16 protein-coding genes, 2 pseudogenes and 1 riboswitch are annotated in these 16409 nt (G+C 68.7%); of the genes and pseudogenes, 10 read left to right on the top strand and 8 right to left on the bottom strand.

Annotated elements, in window-relative coordinates:
• The first annotated feature begins 47 nt into the window (after positions 1-47).
• Together ACNQVK_RS09850 and ACNQVK_RS09845 are read left to right on the top strand one after the other, a co-directional pair.
• Positions 48-1658, top strand: a complete 1611-nt coding sequence (locus ACNQVK_RS09850; RefSeq protein ID WP_418034078.1) for an MFS transporter — start codon at positions 48-50, stop codon at positions 1656-1658.
• Positions 1655-2167: a DUF2771 domain-containing protein gene (locus ACNQVK_RS09845; protein ID WP_418029366.1), complete on the top strand. Its 513-nt coding sequence runs from the start codon at positions 1655-1657 to the stop codon at positions 2165-2167. The genes ACNQVK_RS09850 and ACNQVK_RS09845 overlap by 4 nt, the downstream gene beginning before the upstream one ends.
• Here ACNQVK_RS09845 and ACNQVK_RS09840 read toward each other — a convergent pair.
• The gene (locus tag ACNQVK_RS09840; RefSeq protein ID WP_418029365.1) at positions 2164-3186 is read right to left on the bottom strand and encodes a glutathione S-transferase family protein; all 1023 of its coding nucleotides are present in this window, start codon (positions 3184-3186) and stop codon (positions 2164-2166) included. The two genes, ACNQVK_RS09845 and ACNQVK_RS09840, sit on opposite strands and share 4 nt — an antisense overlap.
• Positions 3187-3238: 52 nt before the next feature.
• Positions 3239-3649, bottom strand: coding sequence for a cold-shock protein (locus ACNQVK_RS09835; RefSeq protein WP_044520322.1), 411 nt, complete (start codon positions 3647-3649; stop codon positions 3239-3241).
• A gap of 163 nt (positions 3650-3812) precedes the next feature.
• Between ACNQVK_RS09835 and ACNQVK_RS09830 the strand changes: the two genes are divergently transcribed.
• The 4 genes and pseudogenes from ACNQVK_RS09830 to ACNQVK_RS09815 form a co-directional block, all read left to right on the top strand.
• A complete protein-coding gene (locus ACNQVK_RS09830) occupies positions 3813-4205 on the top strand; it encodes a YccF domain-containing protein (RefSeq protein WP_044520326.1) in 393 nt (130 codons plus the stop codon).
• Positions 4202-5289 (top strand): annotated as a pseudogene (gene moaA, locus ACNQVK_RS09825) (GTP 3',8-cyclase MoaA). Before ACNQVK_RS09830 ends, moaA begins: the two are co-directional and overlap by 4 nt.
• Positions 5290-5553, top strand: a complete 264-nt coding sequence (locus ACNQVK_RS09820) for a MoaD/ThiS family protein (protein WP_418029364.1) — start codon at positions 5290-5292, stop codon at positions 5551-5553.
• 217 nt (positions 5554-5770) lie between these two features.
• A riboswitch (cyclic di-AMP (ydaO/yuaA leader) is annotated at positions 5771-5985 on the top strand.
• 8 nt (positions 5986-5993) lie between these two features.
• Positions 5994-6680 (top strand): annotated as a pseudogene (locus ACNQVK_RS09815) (transglycosylase family protein); the annotation flags it as partial.
• Between the two features lie 75 nt (positions 6681-6755).
• Here ACNQVK_RS09815 and ACNQVK_RS09810 read toward each other — a convergent pair.
• Genes ACNQVK_RS09810 through ACNQVK_RS09795 form a run of 4 tightly spaced genes read right to left on the bottom strand, consistent with a single transcriptional unit; the run spans position 6756 to position 8362 of the window.
• Positions 6756-7184 (bottom strand): molybdenum cofactor biosynthesis protein MoaE, encoded by a 429-nt coding sequence (locus ACNQVK_RS09810; RefSeq protein ID WP_418029363.1) that lies wholly within the window; start codon positions 7182-7184, stop codon positions 6756-6758.
• Between the two features lie 31 nt (positions 7185-7215).
• Positions 7216-7692, bottom strand: a complete 477-nt coding sequence (locus ACNQVK_RS09805; protein ID WP_164480922.1) for a MogA/MoaB family molybdenum cofactor biosynthesis protein — start codon at positions 7690-7692, stop codon at positions 7216-7218.
• Positions 7689-8162, bottom strand: coding sequence for a cyclic pyranopterin monophosphate synthase MoaC (gene moaC, locus ACNQVK_RS09800; RefSeq protein ID WP_418029362.1), 474 nt, complete (start codon positions 8160-8162; stop codon positions 7689-7691). Before moaC ends, ACNQVK_RS09805 begins: the two co-directional genes overlap by 4 nt.
• Positions 8163-8164: 2 nt before the next feature.
• Positions 8165-8362 carry a hypothetical protein gene (locus tag ACNQVK_RS09795; RefSeq protein ID WP_055117555.1) on the bottom strand — a complete coding sequence of 66 codons (198 nt, stop codon included), beginning with the start codon at positions 8360-8362 and terminating at the stop codon, positions 8165-8167.
• A gap of 117 nt (positions 8363-8479) precedes the next feature.
• Here ACNQVK_RS09795 and ACNQVK_RS09790 point away from each other — a divergent pair, with 117 nt between their 5' ends.
• The 4 genes from ACNQVK_RS09790 to ACNQVK_RS09775 all read left to right on the top strand — a co-directional run bounded on the left by ACNQVK_RS09790 (position 8480) and on the right by ACNQVK_RS09775 (position 14355).
• Positions 8480-10738, top strand: a complete 2259-nt coding sequence (locus tag ACNQVK_RS09790; RefSeq protein ID WP_418029361.1) for a helicase-associated domain-containing protein — start codon at positions 8480-8482, stop codon at positions 10736-10738.
• 85 nt (positions 10739-10823) lie between these two features.
• Positions 10824-12254 (top strand): alpha/beta hydrolase, encoded by a 1431-nt coding sequence (locus ACNQVK_RS09785; RefSeq protein WP_418034076.1) that lies wholly within the window; start codon positions 10824-10826, stop codon positions 12252-12254.
• 104 nt (positions 12255-12358) lie between these two features.
• Positions 12359-14008, top strand: a complete 1650-nt coding sequence (locus ACNQVK_RS09780; RefSeq protein ID WP_418029360.1) for a DNA repair helicase XPB — start codon at positions 12359-12361, stop codon at positions 14006-14008.
• Positions 14005-14355 carry a VOC family protein gene (locus tag ACNQVK_RS09775; protein ID WP_418029359.1) on the top strand — a complete coding sequence of 117 codons (351 nt, stop codon included), beginning with the start codon at positions 14005-14007 and terminating at the stop codon, positions 14353-14355. Before ACNQVK_RS09780 ends, ACNQVK_RS09775 begins: the two co-directional genes overlap by 4 nt.
• Here ACNQVK_RS09775 and ACNQVK_RS09770 read toward each other — a convergent pair.
• Together ACNQVK_RS09770 and ACNQVK_RS09765 are read right to left on the bottom strand one after the other, a co-directional pair.
• Positions 14339-15862: a cytochrome P450 gene (locus ACNQVK_RS09770; RefSeq protein ID WP_418029358.1), complete on the bottom strand. Its 1524-nt coding sequence runs from the start codon at positions 15860-15862 to the stop codon at positions 14339-14341. The genes ACNQVK_RS09775 and ACNQVK_RS09770 overlap by 17 nt on opposite strands.
• An 89-nt stretch (positions 15863-15951) precedes the next feature.
• Complete coding sequence (locus ACNQVK_RS09765; protein WP_409548562.1) at positions 15952-16296, bottom strand: cupin domain-containing protein; 345 nt, start codon at positions 16294-16296, stop codon at positions 15952-15954.
• Between the last annotated feature and the right edge of the window lie 113 nt (positions 16297-16409).

Below are 16409 nucleotides of genomic sequence, written 5' to 3'. Positions count from 1 at the left end.
ACTACCCGCCGCGGCCGCCGGCCGATCACGGCGCGGAACATCCCGGAATGGCCAATTACCCCAGCGACGAGACGCCGCGCCGGCCACCGAGGCAATCAGTGCCCAGCTCCAACCGCTGGTTGCCGCCGCTCGATGAGCAACACACCGCCGCGTACTCCGCCCCCGACGACCCGCCGCCGTCGCGCGGGGTCGGATCGGCGGCCGGCGAGAAGGTCACCGTCACCCGGGCGGCGGCGGCGCGCAGTCGCGAAATGGGCTCGCGGATGTACGGTTTCGTGCACCGCGCCGCCACCGCGGACGGCGCCGACAAGTCCGGGCTCACCGCACTGACCTGGCCGGTGGTCGCGAACTTCGCCGTCGACGCGGCGATGGCCGTCGCGCTGGCCAACACGTTGTTCTTCGCCGCCGCCAGCGGCGAGTCGAAGGGCAAGGTCGCGCTCTACCTGCTGATCACCATCGCCCCGTTCGCGGTGATCGCCCCGCTGATCGGGCCCGCACTGGACCGCCTGCAGCACGGCCGCCGGATGGCGCTGGCCGCCTCGTTCGCGTTGCGCACGGTGCTGATCGTGGTGCTGATCGCCAACTACGACGGCGCCACCGGAAGCTATCCGTCCTGGGTGCTCTACCCGTGCGCGCTGGGCATGATGGTGCTGTCCAAATCCTTCTCGGTGCTGCGCAGCGCGGTCACCCCGCGCGTGCTGCCCCCGTCGATCGACCTGGTCCGGGTGAACTCCCGGTTGACCACCTTCGGCCTGCTCGGCGGCACCGTGGTCGGCGGCGGCATCGCCGCGGGCGCCGAATACCTGTTCAACGTGGCGCAACTGCCCGGGGCGCTGTACGTGGTCGTCGCGGTCAGCGTCGCCGGTGCGGTGCTGTCCATGCGGATCCCCAAGTGGGTCGAGGTCACCGAGGGCGAGGTGCCCACCACGCTGAGCTATCACGGCCAATCCGGCGGCCCGGGCGAGATGCGCAGGCACCCCGGCAAGCCCAAGGCCGAGCGTCAGCCGTTGGGCCGCAACACCATCACCGCGCTGTGGGGCAACTGCACCATCAAGGTGATGGTCGGATTCCTGTTCCTCTACCCCGCGTTCGTGGCCAAATCGCACGATGCCAGCGGCTGGGAACAGCTGCTGATCCTCGGCCTGATCGGGGCCGCGGCCGGTATCGGCAACTTCGGCGGCAACATCGCCGCGGCCCGGCTCAAGCTCGGCCATCCCGCTCAGCTGGTGGTGCGGGCCGCTGCCGCGGTCACCGCCGTCGCGCTGGCCACCGCACTCACCGGCAACCTGCTGGTGGCTGCCGGGGCGACACTGGTCACCTCCGGCGCCAGTGCCATCGCGAAGGCCTCACTGGACGCATCCCTTCAGGACGATCTGCCCGAGGCCTCGCGGGCCTCGGCGTTCGGCCGGTCGGAATCGGCGCTGCAGCTGGCCTGGGTGGCCGGCGGCGCCACCGGGGTGCTGATCTATACAGACCTCACAGTCGGGTTCACTACGATCACCGCCGTGCTGATACTGGGCCTGGCGCAGACCATCGTGAGCTATCGCGGCGAATCGCTGATTCCCGGCCTGGGCGGTAACCGCCCGGTCCACGCCGCACGAGAAGGCGGCAGCCGTCCGCAGACAGCACCGACAACAGCACAGTGGGAGTCCCGATGAAGCGCGTCCTGGCGATCCTTGCGGCCGTGGTCGTGCTGGCGATCGCCGGCACCGCCGTGGGGGTCTGGCGGCTGCACAGTTCGCACGGCGACCAGCTGCCGGAGATCAGTGCGTACTCGCACGGGCATGCGGTTCGGGTCGGGCCGTTCCAGTACTGCGAGGTACTCGATCTCGACGACTGCAAGGAACCGCGCGATGCGGGCGAGCTGCGGGTCACCAAGGAAAGCCCGGTCCAGCTCTCGGTGCCCAGTTCGGTCGCCCGGGCACCGTGGCGCCTGCTGCGGGTGTACGAGAACCCGATCGACACGACCGTCACGTATTTCGCACCCAAGACGACGCTGGCCGTCACGATCCCCACGGTCGATCCCAACCGGGGCCGGCTCACCGGGCTGGCGGTCCAGATGCTGACCCTGGTGCAGGACCAGAACGGCGAGGAGTTCGCCCTGCCCCACGCCGAGTGGTCGGTCAGCACGGTCTGGCCGGACCGCGAGCCGGCGGACGCGCGCTAACCCGCTGAGTGCCCGGCCGGTACCCGCTCCCCCTCAGGCGTCGGCCCGGGCGGAGTGCCGTCGCCGAAAGGCCTGCCGCCCAAGGATTCCCGGCCGTGTGGCGTGTGCCAGTTGGCCAGGTCCGGGCCCTTGGGCACGATCTGCGTCGGATTGATGTCCGAATGCACGATGTAGTAGTGCTGCTTGATCTGGACGAAGTCGACGGTGTCACCGAAGCCCGGCGTCTGGAACAGATCCCGCGCGTACGCCCACAGCACGTCCATCTCGGCGAGCTTGGCCCGGTTGCACTTGAAATGGCCGTGATAGACCGGATCGAACCGGGCCAGCGTGGTGAACAGGCGCACGTCGGCCTCGGTGATGGTGTCGCCCACCACATAACGCTGACTGCGCAACCGGTCGGTCAGCCAGTCCAGCGCCGTGAACAACCGGTCGTAGGCGGCGTCGTAGGCCTGTTGTGAGCCTGCGAACCCGCAGCGGTACACGCCGTTGTTGACCTCGGTGTAGATCCGCTTGGCCACCGTGTCGATCTCCTCGCGCAACGGCTCGGGATACAGCTGTGGGGCCCCCTCGCGGTGGTACGCCGTCCACTCGGTGGAGAAGTCCAGCGTCATCTGGGCGAAGTCGTTGGTCACCACCGCACCCGTGGCAACCTCGACGATCGCGGGCACGGTGATGCCCTTCGGATAGTCGGGGTCGCGCTTGAAGTACGCGTCCTGCAACCGCGGGATCTTGAGCACCGGGTCGAGCCCGCCGGGGTCGAGGTCGAACGTCCAGCTGCGAGCATCGTGCGTCGGGCCGCAAAAACCAATGGACAGAGCACTTTCCAGGCCAAGCAGGCGTCGCACGATGATTGCGCGGTTCGCCCAGGGACAGGCACGCGCGACGATCAGCCGGTACCGGCCCGGCTCGGCAAGATAGCCGTCACGGCCATCGCGCGTGATCCTGGTGGTGATGTAGTTGGTGTCGCGGTTGAACTCGCCGGAAGTGGACTTGTCGGCGACGTAGGTGCCCTGGGCCATACCTACATATTGGCCGCACAGTGCGCCGAGCAACACCCGGCGAACCTGAGGATCAGGCGTCGAGCTCCTGCGCGACAGCCTTGACCACCTCGGACACCCGGCGCGCGACCTTGCGGTCGGGGTAGCGCCCCTTGCGCAGCTCGGGCTGCACGATGTCCTCGAGCAGCGTGATCATGTCCGAAACCATGCCGTGCAGCTCATCGGGAGTGTGCTTGTGCTCGGGACGCTCGGCCTCGCGCCGGGTCCGGCTCAGGCTCGGCGGCGGGTCGATCAGCTTGAGGCTCAACGCCTGCGGGCCACGACGACCGGCAGCCACGCCGAACTCGACGCGTTGACCGGCCTTGAGGCCTTCGACACCCGCGGGCAACGCCGAGGACCGCACATAGACGTCCTCACCGTCCTCCTGGGACACAAAGCCGAAGCCCTTTTCGGCGTCGTACCACTTCACCTTGCCGGTCGGCACTGCTACTCACCCGCTCGTCTTGTCAGAACTACCTACACACATAAAGCTCGCGTCCCGTCAGCGCCGGGACGCGATGGAGCGATCTTACTCGGCCCTGGCTGGGTGCTTCACCCCTATTACTCGGTAGGCTTGGAAGCACCTCTGGAAGAGAGATGCGCCGGTAATGCGAGTGATACTGAACATCATCTGGTTGGTCTTCGGCGGCCTGTGGCTGGCGCTGGGATATCTGCTGGCCGCGCTGATCTGTTTCGTCCTGATCATCACCATCCCGTTCGGGTTCGCCTCGCTGCGCATCGCCTCCTACGCCCTGTGGCCGTTCGGCCGAACCATCGTGGACAAGCCCGGCACCAGGCCCGGCGCCCTGGTCGGCAACATCATCTGGATCGTCCTGTTCGGCTGGTGGCTGGCATTGGGCCATCTGGTGAGTGCGGTGGCCATGGCGGTCACCATCATCGGAATCCCGCTGGCGCTGGCGGATCTCAAACTGATCCCGGTCTCGCTGGTGCCGCTGGGCAAGGAGATCGTCCCGGTCGACTCGCTGAAGGCCGCGGTATGACCCTCACCCCACTCGGGTTGCCCACGGTGCATCGATCCGACGGACCGGCCATCGGTGCGTCTCTCGATCCGGCTCCGACGAGTGGCCCGCTGGTCGACACCTACGGCCGCGTCGCCACCGACCTCCGGGTCTCGCTGACCGACAAGTGCAATCTGCGATGTACCTACTGCATGCCCGCCGAGGGGCTGGACTGGTTGCCCGGAGAGGCACTGCTCAGCACCGCCGAACTGAGCCGGCTGTTGCGCATCGCAGTCACCCGGCTGGGCATCACCAGCGTGCGGTTCACCGGTGGCGAGCCCTTGGTGACACGCCACCTCGAGGATGTGGTGGCCGCCGCCGCGGCGCTGCGCCCGCGGCCGGAGATCACCCTGACGACAAACGGCATCGGGCTGGCCCGGCGCGCCGCAGGCCTCAAGCAGGCCGGCTGAACCGGATCAACGTGTCGCTGGACAGCGTCGACGCCACCCACTTCGCCCGGATCACCCGCCGGGACCGACTCGCCGACGTGCTCGACGGACTGGCGGCCGCCAAGGCCGCCGGACTGCAGCCGGTCAAGGTCAACGCGGTGCTCGACCCGGTCTCGGGTCTCGACGACGTGGTGAACCTGTTGGGCTACTGCCTGGATCACGGATACCAGCTCCGGATCATCGAGCAGATGCCGCTGGACGCCGGGCACACCTGGCAGCGCGGCACCGTGATCGACTCCGAGGCCATTCTCGGCACCTTGCGCCGCCACTTCGACCTGCAGCCCGATCCGAAGCCGCGCGGCTCGGCGCCTGCCGAGCTCTGGCAGGTCGCGGCGAGCGCTGATCACCCCGCGGGCACTGTCGGAGTGATCGCGTCCGTGTCGCACGCGTTCTGTTCGGACTGTGACCGCACGCGGCTCACCGCCGACGGCCAGATTCGCAGCTGCCTGTTCTCCACCGAGGAAAGCGACCTGCGCGCGCTGCTGCGCGGCGGCGCCGACGACGCCGCCATCGAAACGGTCTGGCGGACGGCGATGTGGGCAAAGCCCGCGGGACACGGGATCAACGACCCGGATTTCGTGCAGCCCGTGCGGCCGATGAGCGCGATCGGCGGCTAGATGACGGAGCACCCCGTGGCCGTGACGGTCCGCTATTTCGCCGCTGCCGCGGCCGCGGCCGGAGTTGATACGGAAACGTTAGGTTTGGCGGAGGATTCGACGATCGCGACGCTCGTCGAGCATCTCAGCGGTCGCGACGCGGAGCTCGCGCGCGTGCTTAAGCGCTGCTCATACCTGTCGGACGGCATGGCCGTCCGCGATATGGACAAGCCGCTGTCAACGTCTCAAACCATTGATGTGTTACCGCCATTCGCCGGCGGCTAACGTGATTTGCATCACATAACGAAATGGTCACGAGCTGGCTACAGCGAGGTGGAGCGTCGCGCCCACCAGCGACAACGCAAAAATAACCTGCGCCTTTAAACAACTTTTAGAGTTTGCCGAGGGGCAAAACGCCCGAGGCCGCTAAAGGTGACGGGATTGCGGGGAGCCGTTACCGTTCATTCCCAAGTCAACCGACCCTAATCAGTTGACCCACCCTCATACCGACGCGCCGAGCTCCATCCATCGGGCGAGGGTCACGACGAACAACAAGGATGGAGGCGGGGGACCCAACCGGTCCACCGATTTATTTCAGGACCAGGAGCCGCTTGCGGCTCCTTGGGGTGAAGCCGTCGCCGTTTCGACGACGCCGGCCGGGCTACCTCTCCAGCCCGAACCCGACAGCTGACCTCGTGGGCGCATACGAGAGGACCTTCACGCTTATGAGCGGACGGCATCGCAAGCCTGCTTCTGCGTCTTCAGCAAAGAATGTCGCCAAGATCGCCTTCACCGGCGCTGTGCTCGGTGGTAGCGGCCTCGCACTGGCCGGACAGGCGATGGCCGCCACCGACGGCGAGTGGGACACCGTGGCTCGTTGCGAGTCCGGCGGCAACTGGGCGATCAACACCGGCAACGGCTACCACGGCGGGCTGCAGTTCTCGCCGAGCACGTGGCGTTCCAACGGCGGTGGCGAGTACGCCCCGTCGGCCTACATGGCCACCAAGGAACAACAGATCGCCGTCGCCGAACGCGTGCTGGCAGGCCAGGGCAAGGGCGCTTGGCCGGTCTGCGGCCGCGGCCTGTCGGGCTCCACCCCGCGCAACGTGGTCGCCGAGCCCGCTCCTGCCCCGCTGGATGCGCCCGCGGTCAACGGTGAACTGCCGCCGCCGCCCGAGGCTCCGGCCCCGGCTCCCGAGGCAGCCCCGATGGACGCCCCGCTGCCGCCTGCCCCCGAGGCTCCGGCCCCGGCACCCGAGGCAGCCCCGATGGACGCCGCACTGGCGCCGGCTCCTGAAGCCGCCCCGATCGCCGACGCCGCACTGCAGGTGCCCGCTCCGGCACCCGAGGCTCCCGCGCCCGCCCCTGAGGCCCCGGCTCCCGAAGCCGCGCCTGCCCCCGTGCAGCCGGTCAGCTACGTCGATCAGATCCAGCAGGCCATCGACAATCAGGGCCTCGACGGCAACGTCGTCATCAACGGCTGAGTTTCAGGCCGAGCCGACCCATTCGTCGGTGCCGTCGGAGAAGTACTGGTGCTTCCACACCGGTAGCCGTTCTTTGACGGTATCGACGAGACGGGCACAGGTTTCGAACGCCGCCCCGCGATGGTCCGCTGCCACAGCGGCCACCAGGGCGGCGTCTCCTATATTCAGGGTTCCGATGCGGTGGCTGACCGCGATCGCACGTACCCCGGTGGATTGCGCGGCCACCTCGGCGGCCACCTCTTGCAAGGTTCGAAGGGCATCGGGGTGTGCGGAGTAGTCGAGCCGGGTGACCGAACGGCCGCCATCGTGGTCGCGCACCACCCCGCAGAATCCGACCACCGCTCCGGCTGCCTCGTGGGCCACCAGGGCCTCGTATTCGGTCAGCGAGATCGGTGTCTCGGTCAGTTCGACCCGTATGACGGATGCGCTCACCTGCGGGCCCTTTTCCTCTTCGCGCAAGCGCTCATCGGTGGTCCTTTCCGCCCAGCTGGTCCAAGGCATGCTCCAGCACGCCGGCCAGCACGCCCAGCCCGTCTTTGACCCCGCCCGGCGATCCGGGCAGGTTGACGATCAGGGTGCGCCCGGCGACGCCGCAGACGCCACGGGACAGCACCGCGGTGGGCACCTTGTGTACGCCGGCACGCCGGATGGCATCGGCCAGTCCCGGTATCTGATAGTCGAGCACCGACATGGTGGATTCCGGCGTCGCATCGGTGGGCGAGATGCCGGTTCCGCCGGAGGTGATGATCAGGTCGACGCGCTCGGCCAGGGCGGCGCGCAATGCGTCACCGACGGCGTGCCCGTCGGCGACCACCACCTGCTCGGTGACGTCGTAGCCACGATCGGAGAGCCAGCCGACGATGAGGGGGCCCGTCCGGTCGTCGTACACCCCTGCCGCGGCACGGGTGGAGGCGATGATGACCCGCGCCGAACGCGTCACTGAGTAGTTCTTTCCCACAATCCCGTTTTACCGCCTTCTTTGCGCACCACTTTGATGTCGTCGATGCGTGCGGCGGGGTCGACGGCCTTGATCATGTCGTACAGCGTCAGCGCGGCGACGCTCACCGCGGTCAGGGCTTCCATCTCGACCCCGGTGCGGTCGGTGCTGCGCACGGTGGCGGTGATGGCCACCGCTGCCTCGCGGGCGTCGAAGTCCACGTCGACGCCGGTCAGAGCCAACTGATGGCACAGCGGGATCAGATCGGGGGTCCGCTTGGCGGCCATGATCCCGGCCACCCGCGCGGTGGCCAGGGCATCACCCTTGGGCAGGCCGCCCGAGGCGATGAGGGCCACCACATCCGGCCGGGTGTGCAGGGTGCCCACGGCCATCGCGGTGCGTTTGGTGACGTCCTTGGCCGAGACGTCGACCATGTGTGCCGCGCCGGACTCGTCGAGGTGCGACAGTCCCACTGTTACCTGTTGACGACGGTGGCCGACTGGATGAAGGGCAGCTCTTCGGCCGGCAAAGGAAAGGTCAGATCGCCGAACGGCGACAGTGCGCCGGTGCGGTCGGTGGCGAGCTCACTCACGGCGTGATCATCGCCGTCGGAAAGCACGGGCCAGCCGTTGTCGACGTAATGGTTCTTCTTGTTGTCAGCCACGCTCCATATTGTGGCAGGCGCCTGCGCCGGAGGCGAGACCGGCGGGCAGGATCGGGATGGCTCGGCGGGCAGGAGCGCAGCGACCGGAGGGAGGTCCAGCGCGGGCTGCTTTACGCTGGTCAGGATATGACCGCCGCACAGACTCCCGGATTCCCGCTGGGGGCCTGGCTGTCCGACCTCGACGACAAGGGCCTCATCCGCCTGCTGGAGCTGCGGCCCGACCTGAGCCAGCCGCCACCGGGAACGATCGCCGCGCTTGCCGCGCGCGCAACCTCACGTCAGTCGGTCAAGGCTGCCACCGATTCCCTGGACTTCCTGCGGCTGGCCGTCCTGGACGCGTTGCTGGTCCTGCACGCCGATACCCACCCGGTCCCGGTGTCCGAGGTGAGCGAACTGCTGGGTGAGCGCGTCGGCTCCGGCGACGTGACCACCGCGCTGGAAGATCTGCGCGAGCGGGCCCTGGTCTGGGGCGAGGCCGCCGTCCGGGTCGCGCCCGAGGTGGCGTCGGGCCTGCCCTGGTTCGTCGGTCAGGCCGCCGTGGAGACCTCGGATCGCAGCGCCGACGAGATCGCCGACCTGCTCGGGGGGCTCGACGAGGCCCAGAGCGAACTGCTGGCCCGGCTGCTGGAGGGCTCACCGATGGGCCGCACCCGCGACGCTGCGCCCGACACCCCCGCCGACCGGCCGGTGCCGCGCCTCGTGGAGGCCGGGTTGTTGCGCCGGATCGACGCCGAGACGGTGATCCTGCCCCGCGTCGTCGGCCAGGTGATGCGCGGCGAGGCGCCCGGCCCGGTGGAGTTGACCACGCCGGTGCTCCAGACGGCGTCGACGACGCCTGCCGACGCCGACGCGGTGGCCGCCGGTGCCGCCATCGACCTGTTGCGTGAGATCGATCTGATCATCGAAACCCTCGGCAGCGCACCGGTTCCCGAGCTACGCAACGGCGGGCTCGGGGTGCGCGACGTGAAGCGGCTGGCCAAGACCACCGGCATCGACGAACCGCGACTCGGCCTTCTCCTGGAACTCGCGGCGGGGGCGGGGCTGATCGCGGCGGGGATGCCCGATCCGGATCCGGGTGACGGGACCGGCCCATACTGGGCGCCGACCGTGGCCGCCGACCGGTTCATCGAATCCCCCACCGCCGTGCGCTGGCACCTGCTGGCCGCGACGTGGCTGGACCTGCCGGCCCGGCCCGCGTTGATCGGCAGCCGTGGCCCGGACAACAAACCCTTTGCCGCCCTGTCGGATTCGCTGTACTCGACCGCGGCTCCGCTGGACCGCAGGCTGATGCTCAGCGTGCTGGCCGAACTGGCTCCGGGCGCCGGAGTCGACGGCGCCGAGTTGTCCCGGGCGATGGTCTGGCGCCGTCCGCGCTGGGCGATGCGTCTACAGCCGGACACGGTCAGCGGGCTGCTCGCCGAGGCTCATTCGCTGGGCATGGTGGGCCGCGGTGCGATCAGCACGCCCGCCCGCGGCCTGCTGGCCGGCGACCCCGACGAGGACGTGCTGGCCGCGATGGCCAAGGCGCTGCCCAAACCACTCGACCACTTCCTGCTGCAGGCCGACCTCACGGTGATCGTGCCCGGCCCGCTGGAGCGCGATCTGGCCGAGCACCTGGCCGAGGTGGCCACCGTCGAATCGGCGGGTGCGGCGATGGTCTACCGGATCAGCGAACCGTCCATCCGCCGCGCACTCGATGCGGGCCGGACCGCAAGCGAGTTGCACTCCCTGTTCGAGAAGCACTCGAAAACCCCAGTGCCGCAAGGGTTGACGTATCTCATCGACGACGTGGCACGCCGCCACGGCCAGCTGCGCGTCGGGATGGCCACATCGTTCCTGCGGTGTGAAGATCCCGCGCTGCTGGCCCAGGCGGTCGCCTCACCGGGCGCCGACCGCCTCGAGCTGCGCCTGCTGGCCCCTACCGTGGCGGTGTCTCAGGCACCGATCGCCGACGTGCTCACGGTGCTGCGCGAAGCCGGGTTCGCACCGGCGGCCGAGGACTCCACCGGCACCGTCGTCGACATCAGGGCCCGCGGCGCGCGCGTCGTCGCGCCGACCCGGCGCCGGGTCTATCGCCCGCCCACCGCGCCGACCGCCCAGACCCTCGGCGCGATCGTCGCGGTATTGCGCAAGGTGGCGTCGGGGCCGTTCGCCAGCGTGCGCCTCGACCCTGCCATGGCCATCACCCAGCTGCAGGACGCCGCGATCAACCAGACGTCCGTCGTGATCGGCTACGTCGACCCCGCGGGGGTGGCCACTCAGCGGGTGGTCTCCCCCATCAACGTGCGCGGCGGTCAGTTGACCGCGTTCGATCCGGCTGCCGGGCGGGTGCGCGAGTTCGCCATCCACCGCGTCACGTCGGTGGTGTCGGCCGACACCGACTAGCCGCGACACCGCGTCTCCTAGCTCGGGGAAATCGGAGACACAGCCCGCTCACAGAGCCATTCACGAATATGGCGACGTGACAACGATGTTGACGGCGGCGGATCAGGTGCCTGCGGCGTACCGAGGCGTGTCCCTGCTGCACGGTTGGTTGCCCCCGACGTTGCAGGTGATAGCGGCCGTGGCGTTGATCGCGGCGGTCGGCTGGCGCACCCGGCGCTGGCGCCTGATCTGGCTGCCGTGTGCGATCGCGGTCGGACTGGGTCTGGCGGCGTGGGCCCGCTGGTTCGTCGATTCGCAGGGGCTCGCGGGCGATCCCGCACCGGCCGAGCTGTGGATATGGATCGGGTTGACCGGATTGGCGGCGGCCGTGCTGGCACTGGGCTGGCGCGGCAGCCATTGGCGCAGGCGGACCGCCTCGGTGGCCGCGGTCCCGATGTGCCTGCTGAGTGTGGGCGTGGCCGTCAACCTCTGGGTCGGCTACTTCCCCACCGTCACGGCCCTGTGGAACGAGGTGACCGCCGGGCCCCTCCCCGGGGAGACCGATCTGGCCACAGCTCTCGACCAACGCCAACGAGGTGACGTCCCGTCCCGCGGAGAGCTGGTGTCGGTCACGATTCCCGCGGACGAATCCGGCTTCAAACACCGCGACGAACTGGTGTACCTGCCGCCGGCCTGGTTCGCCGCATCGGCACCCGAGCTTCCGGTGGTCATGATGATCGCCGGGGAGTTCAACACCCCTGCCGACTGGGCGCGCAGCGGCAACGCGATCGCCACCATCGACGATTTCGCCGCCGGCCACGGCGGCAACACCCCGGTCTTCGTCTTCGTCGACGTCGGCGGCTCCTTCAACAACGACACCGAATGCGTCAACGGGCCGCGCGGCAACGTCGCCGATCACCTCACCAAGGATGTGCCCCCCTTCCTTACCAGCACCTTCGGCGTTCGCGACACCGGCTGGGGTGTCGTCGGCTGGTCGATGGGCGGAACGTGTGCGGTGGACCTGACCGTGATGCATCCCGAGCTGTTCAGCAGCTTCGTCGACATCGCCGGCGACACCGGGCCCAACGCCGGCACCAAGGATCAGACCGTCGCCAGGCTCTACGGCGGGGATGCCGCGGCCTGGTCCGCCTTTGATCCGGCCACCGTGATCGACAAGCACGGTAGGTATCAGGGGGTGTCCGGCTGGTTCGTGATCTCCTCGGACGCCCCGGTCAAGCGCGGTTCGCACCAGGCCAATCCGGACGCGGTCGGCCTCGGCGGGCAGGACGCCGGGGGCAATCCGGGCGACCAGACCGAAGCCGCGCACACCCTCTGCGACCTGGGCCGCAACCACGGCATCTCGTGCGCCATCACCGCCCTGCCGGGCAAACACGATTGGCCGTTCGCCGAAGAGGTCCTGGCCAAGACACTCCCCTGGCTGGCCGGCGCCGTCGGAACCCCCGGAGTGCCGCAGGTACCGCTGCCGTCCGGCGGTGCGGCCAGGCCCGCCGCACCCGCGGCGGCGGCGCCGCGCTGACCCGGCCACGTGCTCGGACCCATGGTGCCGAATGCGGATGTCGGCTCATTCGGAATAATGGACGGGATGAGTTTTCCCGCCGTGAGTGAATGGACCCCCCGCACATGACTGACGGCCCCCTGATCGTCCAATCCGACAAGACGGTGCTGCTCGAAGTCGACCATGAGCAGGCCGGGGCTGCCCGCGCCGCCATCGCGCCGTTCGCCGAGCTCGAACGGGCCCCCGAGCACGTGCACACCTACCGCATCACCCCGTTGGCGCTGTGGAACGCCCGCGCCGCCGGCCACGACGCCGAGCAGGTGGTCGATGCGCTGGTCAGCTTCTCGCGCTACCCGGTACCGCAGCCTCTGCTGGTCGACATCGTGGACACCATGGCCCGCTATGGCCGGCTCCAGCTGATCAAGCACCCCGCGCACGGGTTGACGCTGGTCAGCCTGGACCGGGCGGTGCTCGAGGAGGTGCTGCGCAACAAGAAGATCGCCCCGATGCTGGGCGCGCGCCTCGACGACGACACCGTGATCGTGCACAACAGCGAGCGCGGCCGGGTCAAGCAGATGCTGCTCAAGATCGGTTGGCCGGCCGAGGACCTGGCCGGCTACGTCGACGGTGAGGCGCATCCGATCGAGCTGGCCCAGGACGGCTGGGCGCTGCGCGACTACCAGGAGATGGCCACCGACTCGTTCTGGGCGGGCGGCTCCGGTGTGGTGGTGCTGCCCTGCGGAGCCGGTAAGACCCTGGTCGGGGCGGCGGCGATGGCCAAGGCCGGCGCGACGACGCTGATCCTGGTCACCAACACCGTGGCCGGGCGGCAGTGGAAGCGCGAACTGGTGGCCCGCACCTCGCTGACCGAGGACGAGATCGGCGAGTACTCGGGCGAGAAGAAGGAGATCCGGCCGGTCACCATCGCGACGTACCAGGTGATCACCCGCCGCACCAAGGGTGAGTACAAGCATCTGGAGCTGTTCGACAGCCGTGACTGGGGGCTCATCATCTACGACGAGGTTCACCTGCTGCCGGCACCGGTGTTCCGGATGACCGCCGATCTGCAGTCCCGGCGGCGGCTGGGCCTGACGGCGACCCTGATCCGTGAGGACGGCCGCGAGGGTGACGTCTTCTCGCTGATCGGCCCGAAGCGCTACGACGCGCCGTGGAAGGACATCGAGGCCCAGGGCTGGATCGCCCCCGCCGAGTGCATCGAGGTGCGGGTGACGATGACCGACAACGAGCGGATGCTCTACGCCACCGCCGAACCCGAGGAACGCTACAAGCTGTGCTCGACGGTGCACACCAAGATCGCGGTGGTCCGCTCGATCCTGGCGCGCCACCCCGGCGAGCCGACCCTGGTGATCGGCGCCTACCTGGATCAGCTGGAGGAACTGGGCCAGGAACTGGATGCCCCGGTGATCCAGGGGTCGACCAAGAACGCCGAGCGCGAGGCCCTGTTCGACGCGTTCCGGCGCGGCGAGATCTCCACTCTGGTGGTCAGCAAGGTGGCCAACTTCTCCATCGACCTACCGGAAGCGTCTGTCGCGGTTCAGGTTTCAGGCACTTTCGGCTCCCGCCAGGAGGAAGCGCAGCGTTTGGGCCGGCTGTTGCGACCCAAGGCCAGCGGCGGCGGTGCGGTGTTCTACTCCGTGGTCTCGCGTGATTCGCTGGACGCGGAGTACGCGGCCCACCGGCAGCGCTTCCTGGCCGAGCAGGGCTACGGCTACGTCATCAAGGACGCCGACGACCTGCTGGGCCCCGCGATATGACGGTGCGGCGGGTGATGCCCGTGCTCACGGTGTCCGATATCGCGGCGACCGCCGCCGCCTACACCCGGACGCTCGGGTTGGCCGAGGTGATGAACCACGGCTGGATCGTCACCCTGGCCGATTCGGAGCACCGCCATCAACTGAGCCTCATGACCGAAGATGCCACCGCCCCGGTGAATCCGTCGGTCTCGATCGAGGTCGACGACGTCGACGCCGCGTATGCGTCCGCAGTCGAGGCGGGGCTGGAAATCGTGCATCCCCTGAGCGACGAGGACTGGGGTGTACGGCGGTTCTTCTTCGCCGATCAGTCAGGCAACGTCGTCAACGTACTCAGCCATCGCGGTTAGCCCGCTCGCGCACCGTCATCAGCAATTCACCGTCCGGGCCGCCGGTGAAGGTGAGCTCGCGGCGTAGCCGTTGCCCCGGCACGAGGTCGAGCTCGAAACGCTGTGCGAGGGTGGCGATCACCAGCGTCGCTTCGAAGCTGGCGAAACCTGAGGCGATGCACATCCGCCGGCCCGCCCCGAACGGCATCTGGGCGCGACGCTGCGGTCCGTCGAGGTTCTCCTTCAGGAACCTCTCCGGGTCGTATCTGTCGGCGTTCTCCCACACCCGGTCGTTGTGGTGCACGCTGTGGGTGAGGACAGCGACGCTGGTGCCGGCCTTGATCGGGTAATCACCCAGCACATCATCGGATTTCGCCACCCGCGCCACACCCATGATGGGCGGGTAGACGCGCATGGCTTCGGCCACCACGGCCTGCGTCCACGGCAGGTTCTCGACGTCGTCCGCGGTAGGTTCCCGACCGCCGAGCACATCGTCGAGTTCCCGGCCGAGCCGGTCGCGGGCATCGGGGTTCTGCGACAGCAGGTACCAGGTCCACGCCAGCGCCGCCGCGGTGGTTTCGAAGCCCGCGCCGAGGAACGTCATGACCTCGTCGCGAATCTCCAGATCGCTGTAGCGGTAACCGGTTTCGGGGTCCTCGGCCGCGATCAACAGCGCCAGCAGATTGTCGGTGCGCTCGATCTTGCCGCTGCGGTGGTCGGCGATGAGCTGATCGATGAACCGTTCGATGCGCCGCAGTCCGCGCCGAGCCCGGGGCGCCACCAGCCACGCGCCGCGCCGCAACGCGTTGATCGAGAACCGCGGCGACGAGAACCCCTCGGCGATCCGGCGCAGCGGCCGGGCCGCCCCGAGAAGGAACCCGTAGCCGAAAAGCGTGAGTAGACGGGCGAAGTCGGTGCGCATCTGCTCGGCGAGCCGACCGTTGAGCTCGATGCCGAACATCGTGCGGGCGATGATGTCCAGGGTCACGTAGTTCATCTCGGCGGCGATGTCCACCGGTTGACCGGCGGCCAGGTTCGCCTCCCAGCGCCGGGCTGCGGCCACACTGGCCTCGGTCATCTGCGGCGCGAAGGCATCCACCTGCCGCTTGGCGAAGATCGGCTGGACTAAACGCCGGTTACGTTGCCACAGTTCATCATTGAGGTCGGTGACCAGGCCCCGCCCGAACGCCACCGCCAGCAGGTCGTACTCGGCATTCTTGGCGTAGTTGTCCTGATTGGAAACCAGCACGTGACGGGCGATGTCGGGATTGCGCACCACCACGAACTTGGCCAGCGGTGTGCGGGCGACGACGATGTCGTCCTGGCCCGGCAGTTCGGTGGCGTACTCGTAGATGGTGTGCCGGTAGCCGGCCCGGATCGCCTTGAGGGCCAGCCACCACGATTTGAGGTACCCGACCTCGGTGCGCTGCCAGCGCACCGGCGTTGGTGCCCAGCGCGGCGGGTGCAGCGCCCCGTTCCCGCGAACTGGGCACGTGCTGTCTGCGGTTTGCGCGCTGGGCACAGTCATCCGGCCACCTCCCCGGTGAGCGCCGGGCAACTGACCCGGACTCGGGGTATACAGTACCGGCGGTATCGGGTTAAGGCCAGAGTCAACCTCTAGGTGTGCGGCCCCATGGCCTTGACCACGGTCAGCAGCACCACCGAATCCTCGATTGCGTGCAGGCTGTGCCTGGTCCTCGGGATCACGATGTGATCGCCGGGCGAACCTTCCCAGCTCGCCTCGGAGTTGGCCAGCTTCACCCGGCCCTCGATCACCTGCAGCGTCGCTTCCCCCGGGCTCTCATGCTCGTCGAGCCCGTTCCCCGCGGTCAGCGCGATCAGGGTCTGGCGCAGCTGGTGCTCATGGCCGCCGTAGACCGTGTGGGCACTGCGCCCGCTGTTGGCCGCGCGGGCTGAGGCCAACTGCTGACGGGCAATCGCGGTGAGCGAGATCTTCTCCATACCCACAGATCGTGCCACCTCCCGTCGACGAACCGTGAGCGATACGGACAGAACGCCACAGCGCTCCGGTGAGAGACACCGCCTTCCAGCTGTGAGTCTTTCGGTCGTGGCGG

The sequence above is a fragment of the Mycobacterium sp. 134 genome (genome assembly GCF_048282715.1).
Lineage (GTDB): Bacteria > Actinomycetota > Actinomycetes > Mycobacteriales > Mycobacteriaceae > Mycobacterium > Mycobacterium septicum.
The sequence above is the reverse complement of the archived record's forward strand: the minus strand, read 5'-3'. Positions and strand labels throughout refer to the sequence as shown.

Excerpts from the sequence above, each read along its gene's own strand:
- ACNQVK_RS09845 (WP_418029366.1), top strand. The coding sequence starts at position 1,655 with ATGAAGCGCGTCCTGGCGATCCTTGCGGCCGTGGTCGTGCTGGCGATC.
- ACNQVK_RS09820 (WP_418029364.1), top strand. The coding sequence starts at position 5,290 with ATGACGGAGCACCCCGTGGCCGTGACGGTCCGCTATTTCGCCGCTGCC.
- ACNQVK_RS09785 (WP_418034076.1), top strand. The coding sequence starts at position 10,824 with ATGTTGACGGCGGCGGATCAGGTGCCTGCGGCGTACCGAGGCGTGTCC.
- ACNQVK_RS09840 (WP_418029365.1), bottom strand. The coding sequence starts at position 3,186 with ATGGCCCAGGGCACCTACGTCGCCGACAAGTCCACTTCCGGCGAGTTC.
- ACNQVK_RS09790 (WP_418029361.1), top strand. The coding sequence starts at position 8,480 with ATGACCGCCGCACAGACTCCCGGATTCCCGCTGGGGGCCTGGCTGTCC.
- ACNQVK_RS09830 (WP_044520326.1), top strand. The coding sequence starts at position 3,813 with ATGCGAGTGATACTGAACATCATCTGGTTGGTCTTCGGCGGCCTGTGG.
- ACNQVK_RS09775 (WP_418029359.1), top strand. The coding sequence starts at position 14,005 with ATGACGGTGCGGCGGGTGATGCCCGTGCTCACGGTGTCCGATATCGCG.
- ACNQVK_RS09770 (WP_418029358.1), bottom strand. The coding sequence starts at position 15,862 with ATGACTGTGCCCAGCGCGCAAACCGCAGACAGCACGTGCCCAGTTCGC.
- ACNQVK_RS09780 (WP_418029360.1), top strand. The coding sequence starts at position 12,359 with ATGACTGACGGCCCCCTGATCGTCCAATCCGACAAGACGGTGCTGCTC.
- ACNQVK_RS09765 (WP_409548562.1), bottom strand. The coding sequence starts at position 16,296 with ATGGAGAAGATCTCGCTCACCGCGATTGCCCGTCAGCAGTTGGCCTCA.
- ACNQVK_RS09850 (WP_418034078.1), top strand. The coding sequence starts at position 48 with ATGGCCAATTACCCCAGCGACGAGACGCCGCGCCGGCCACCGAGGCAA.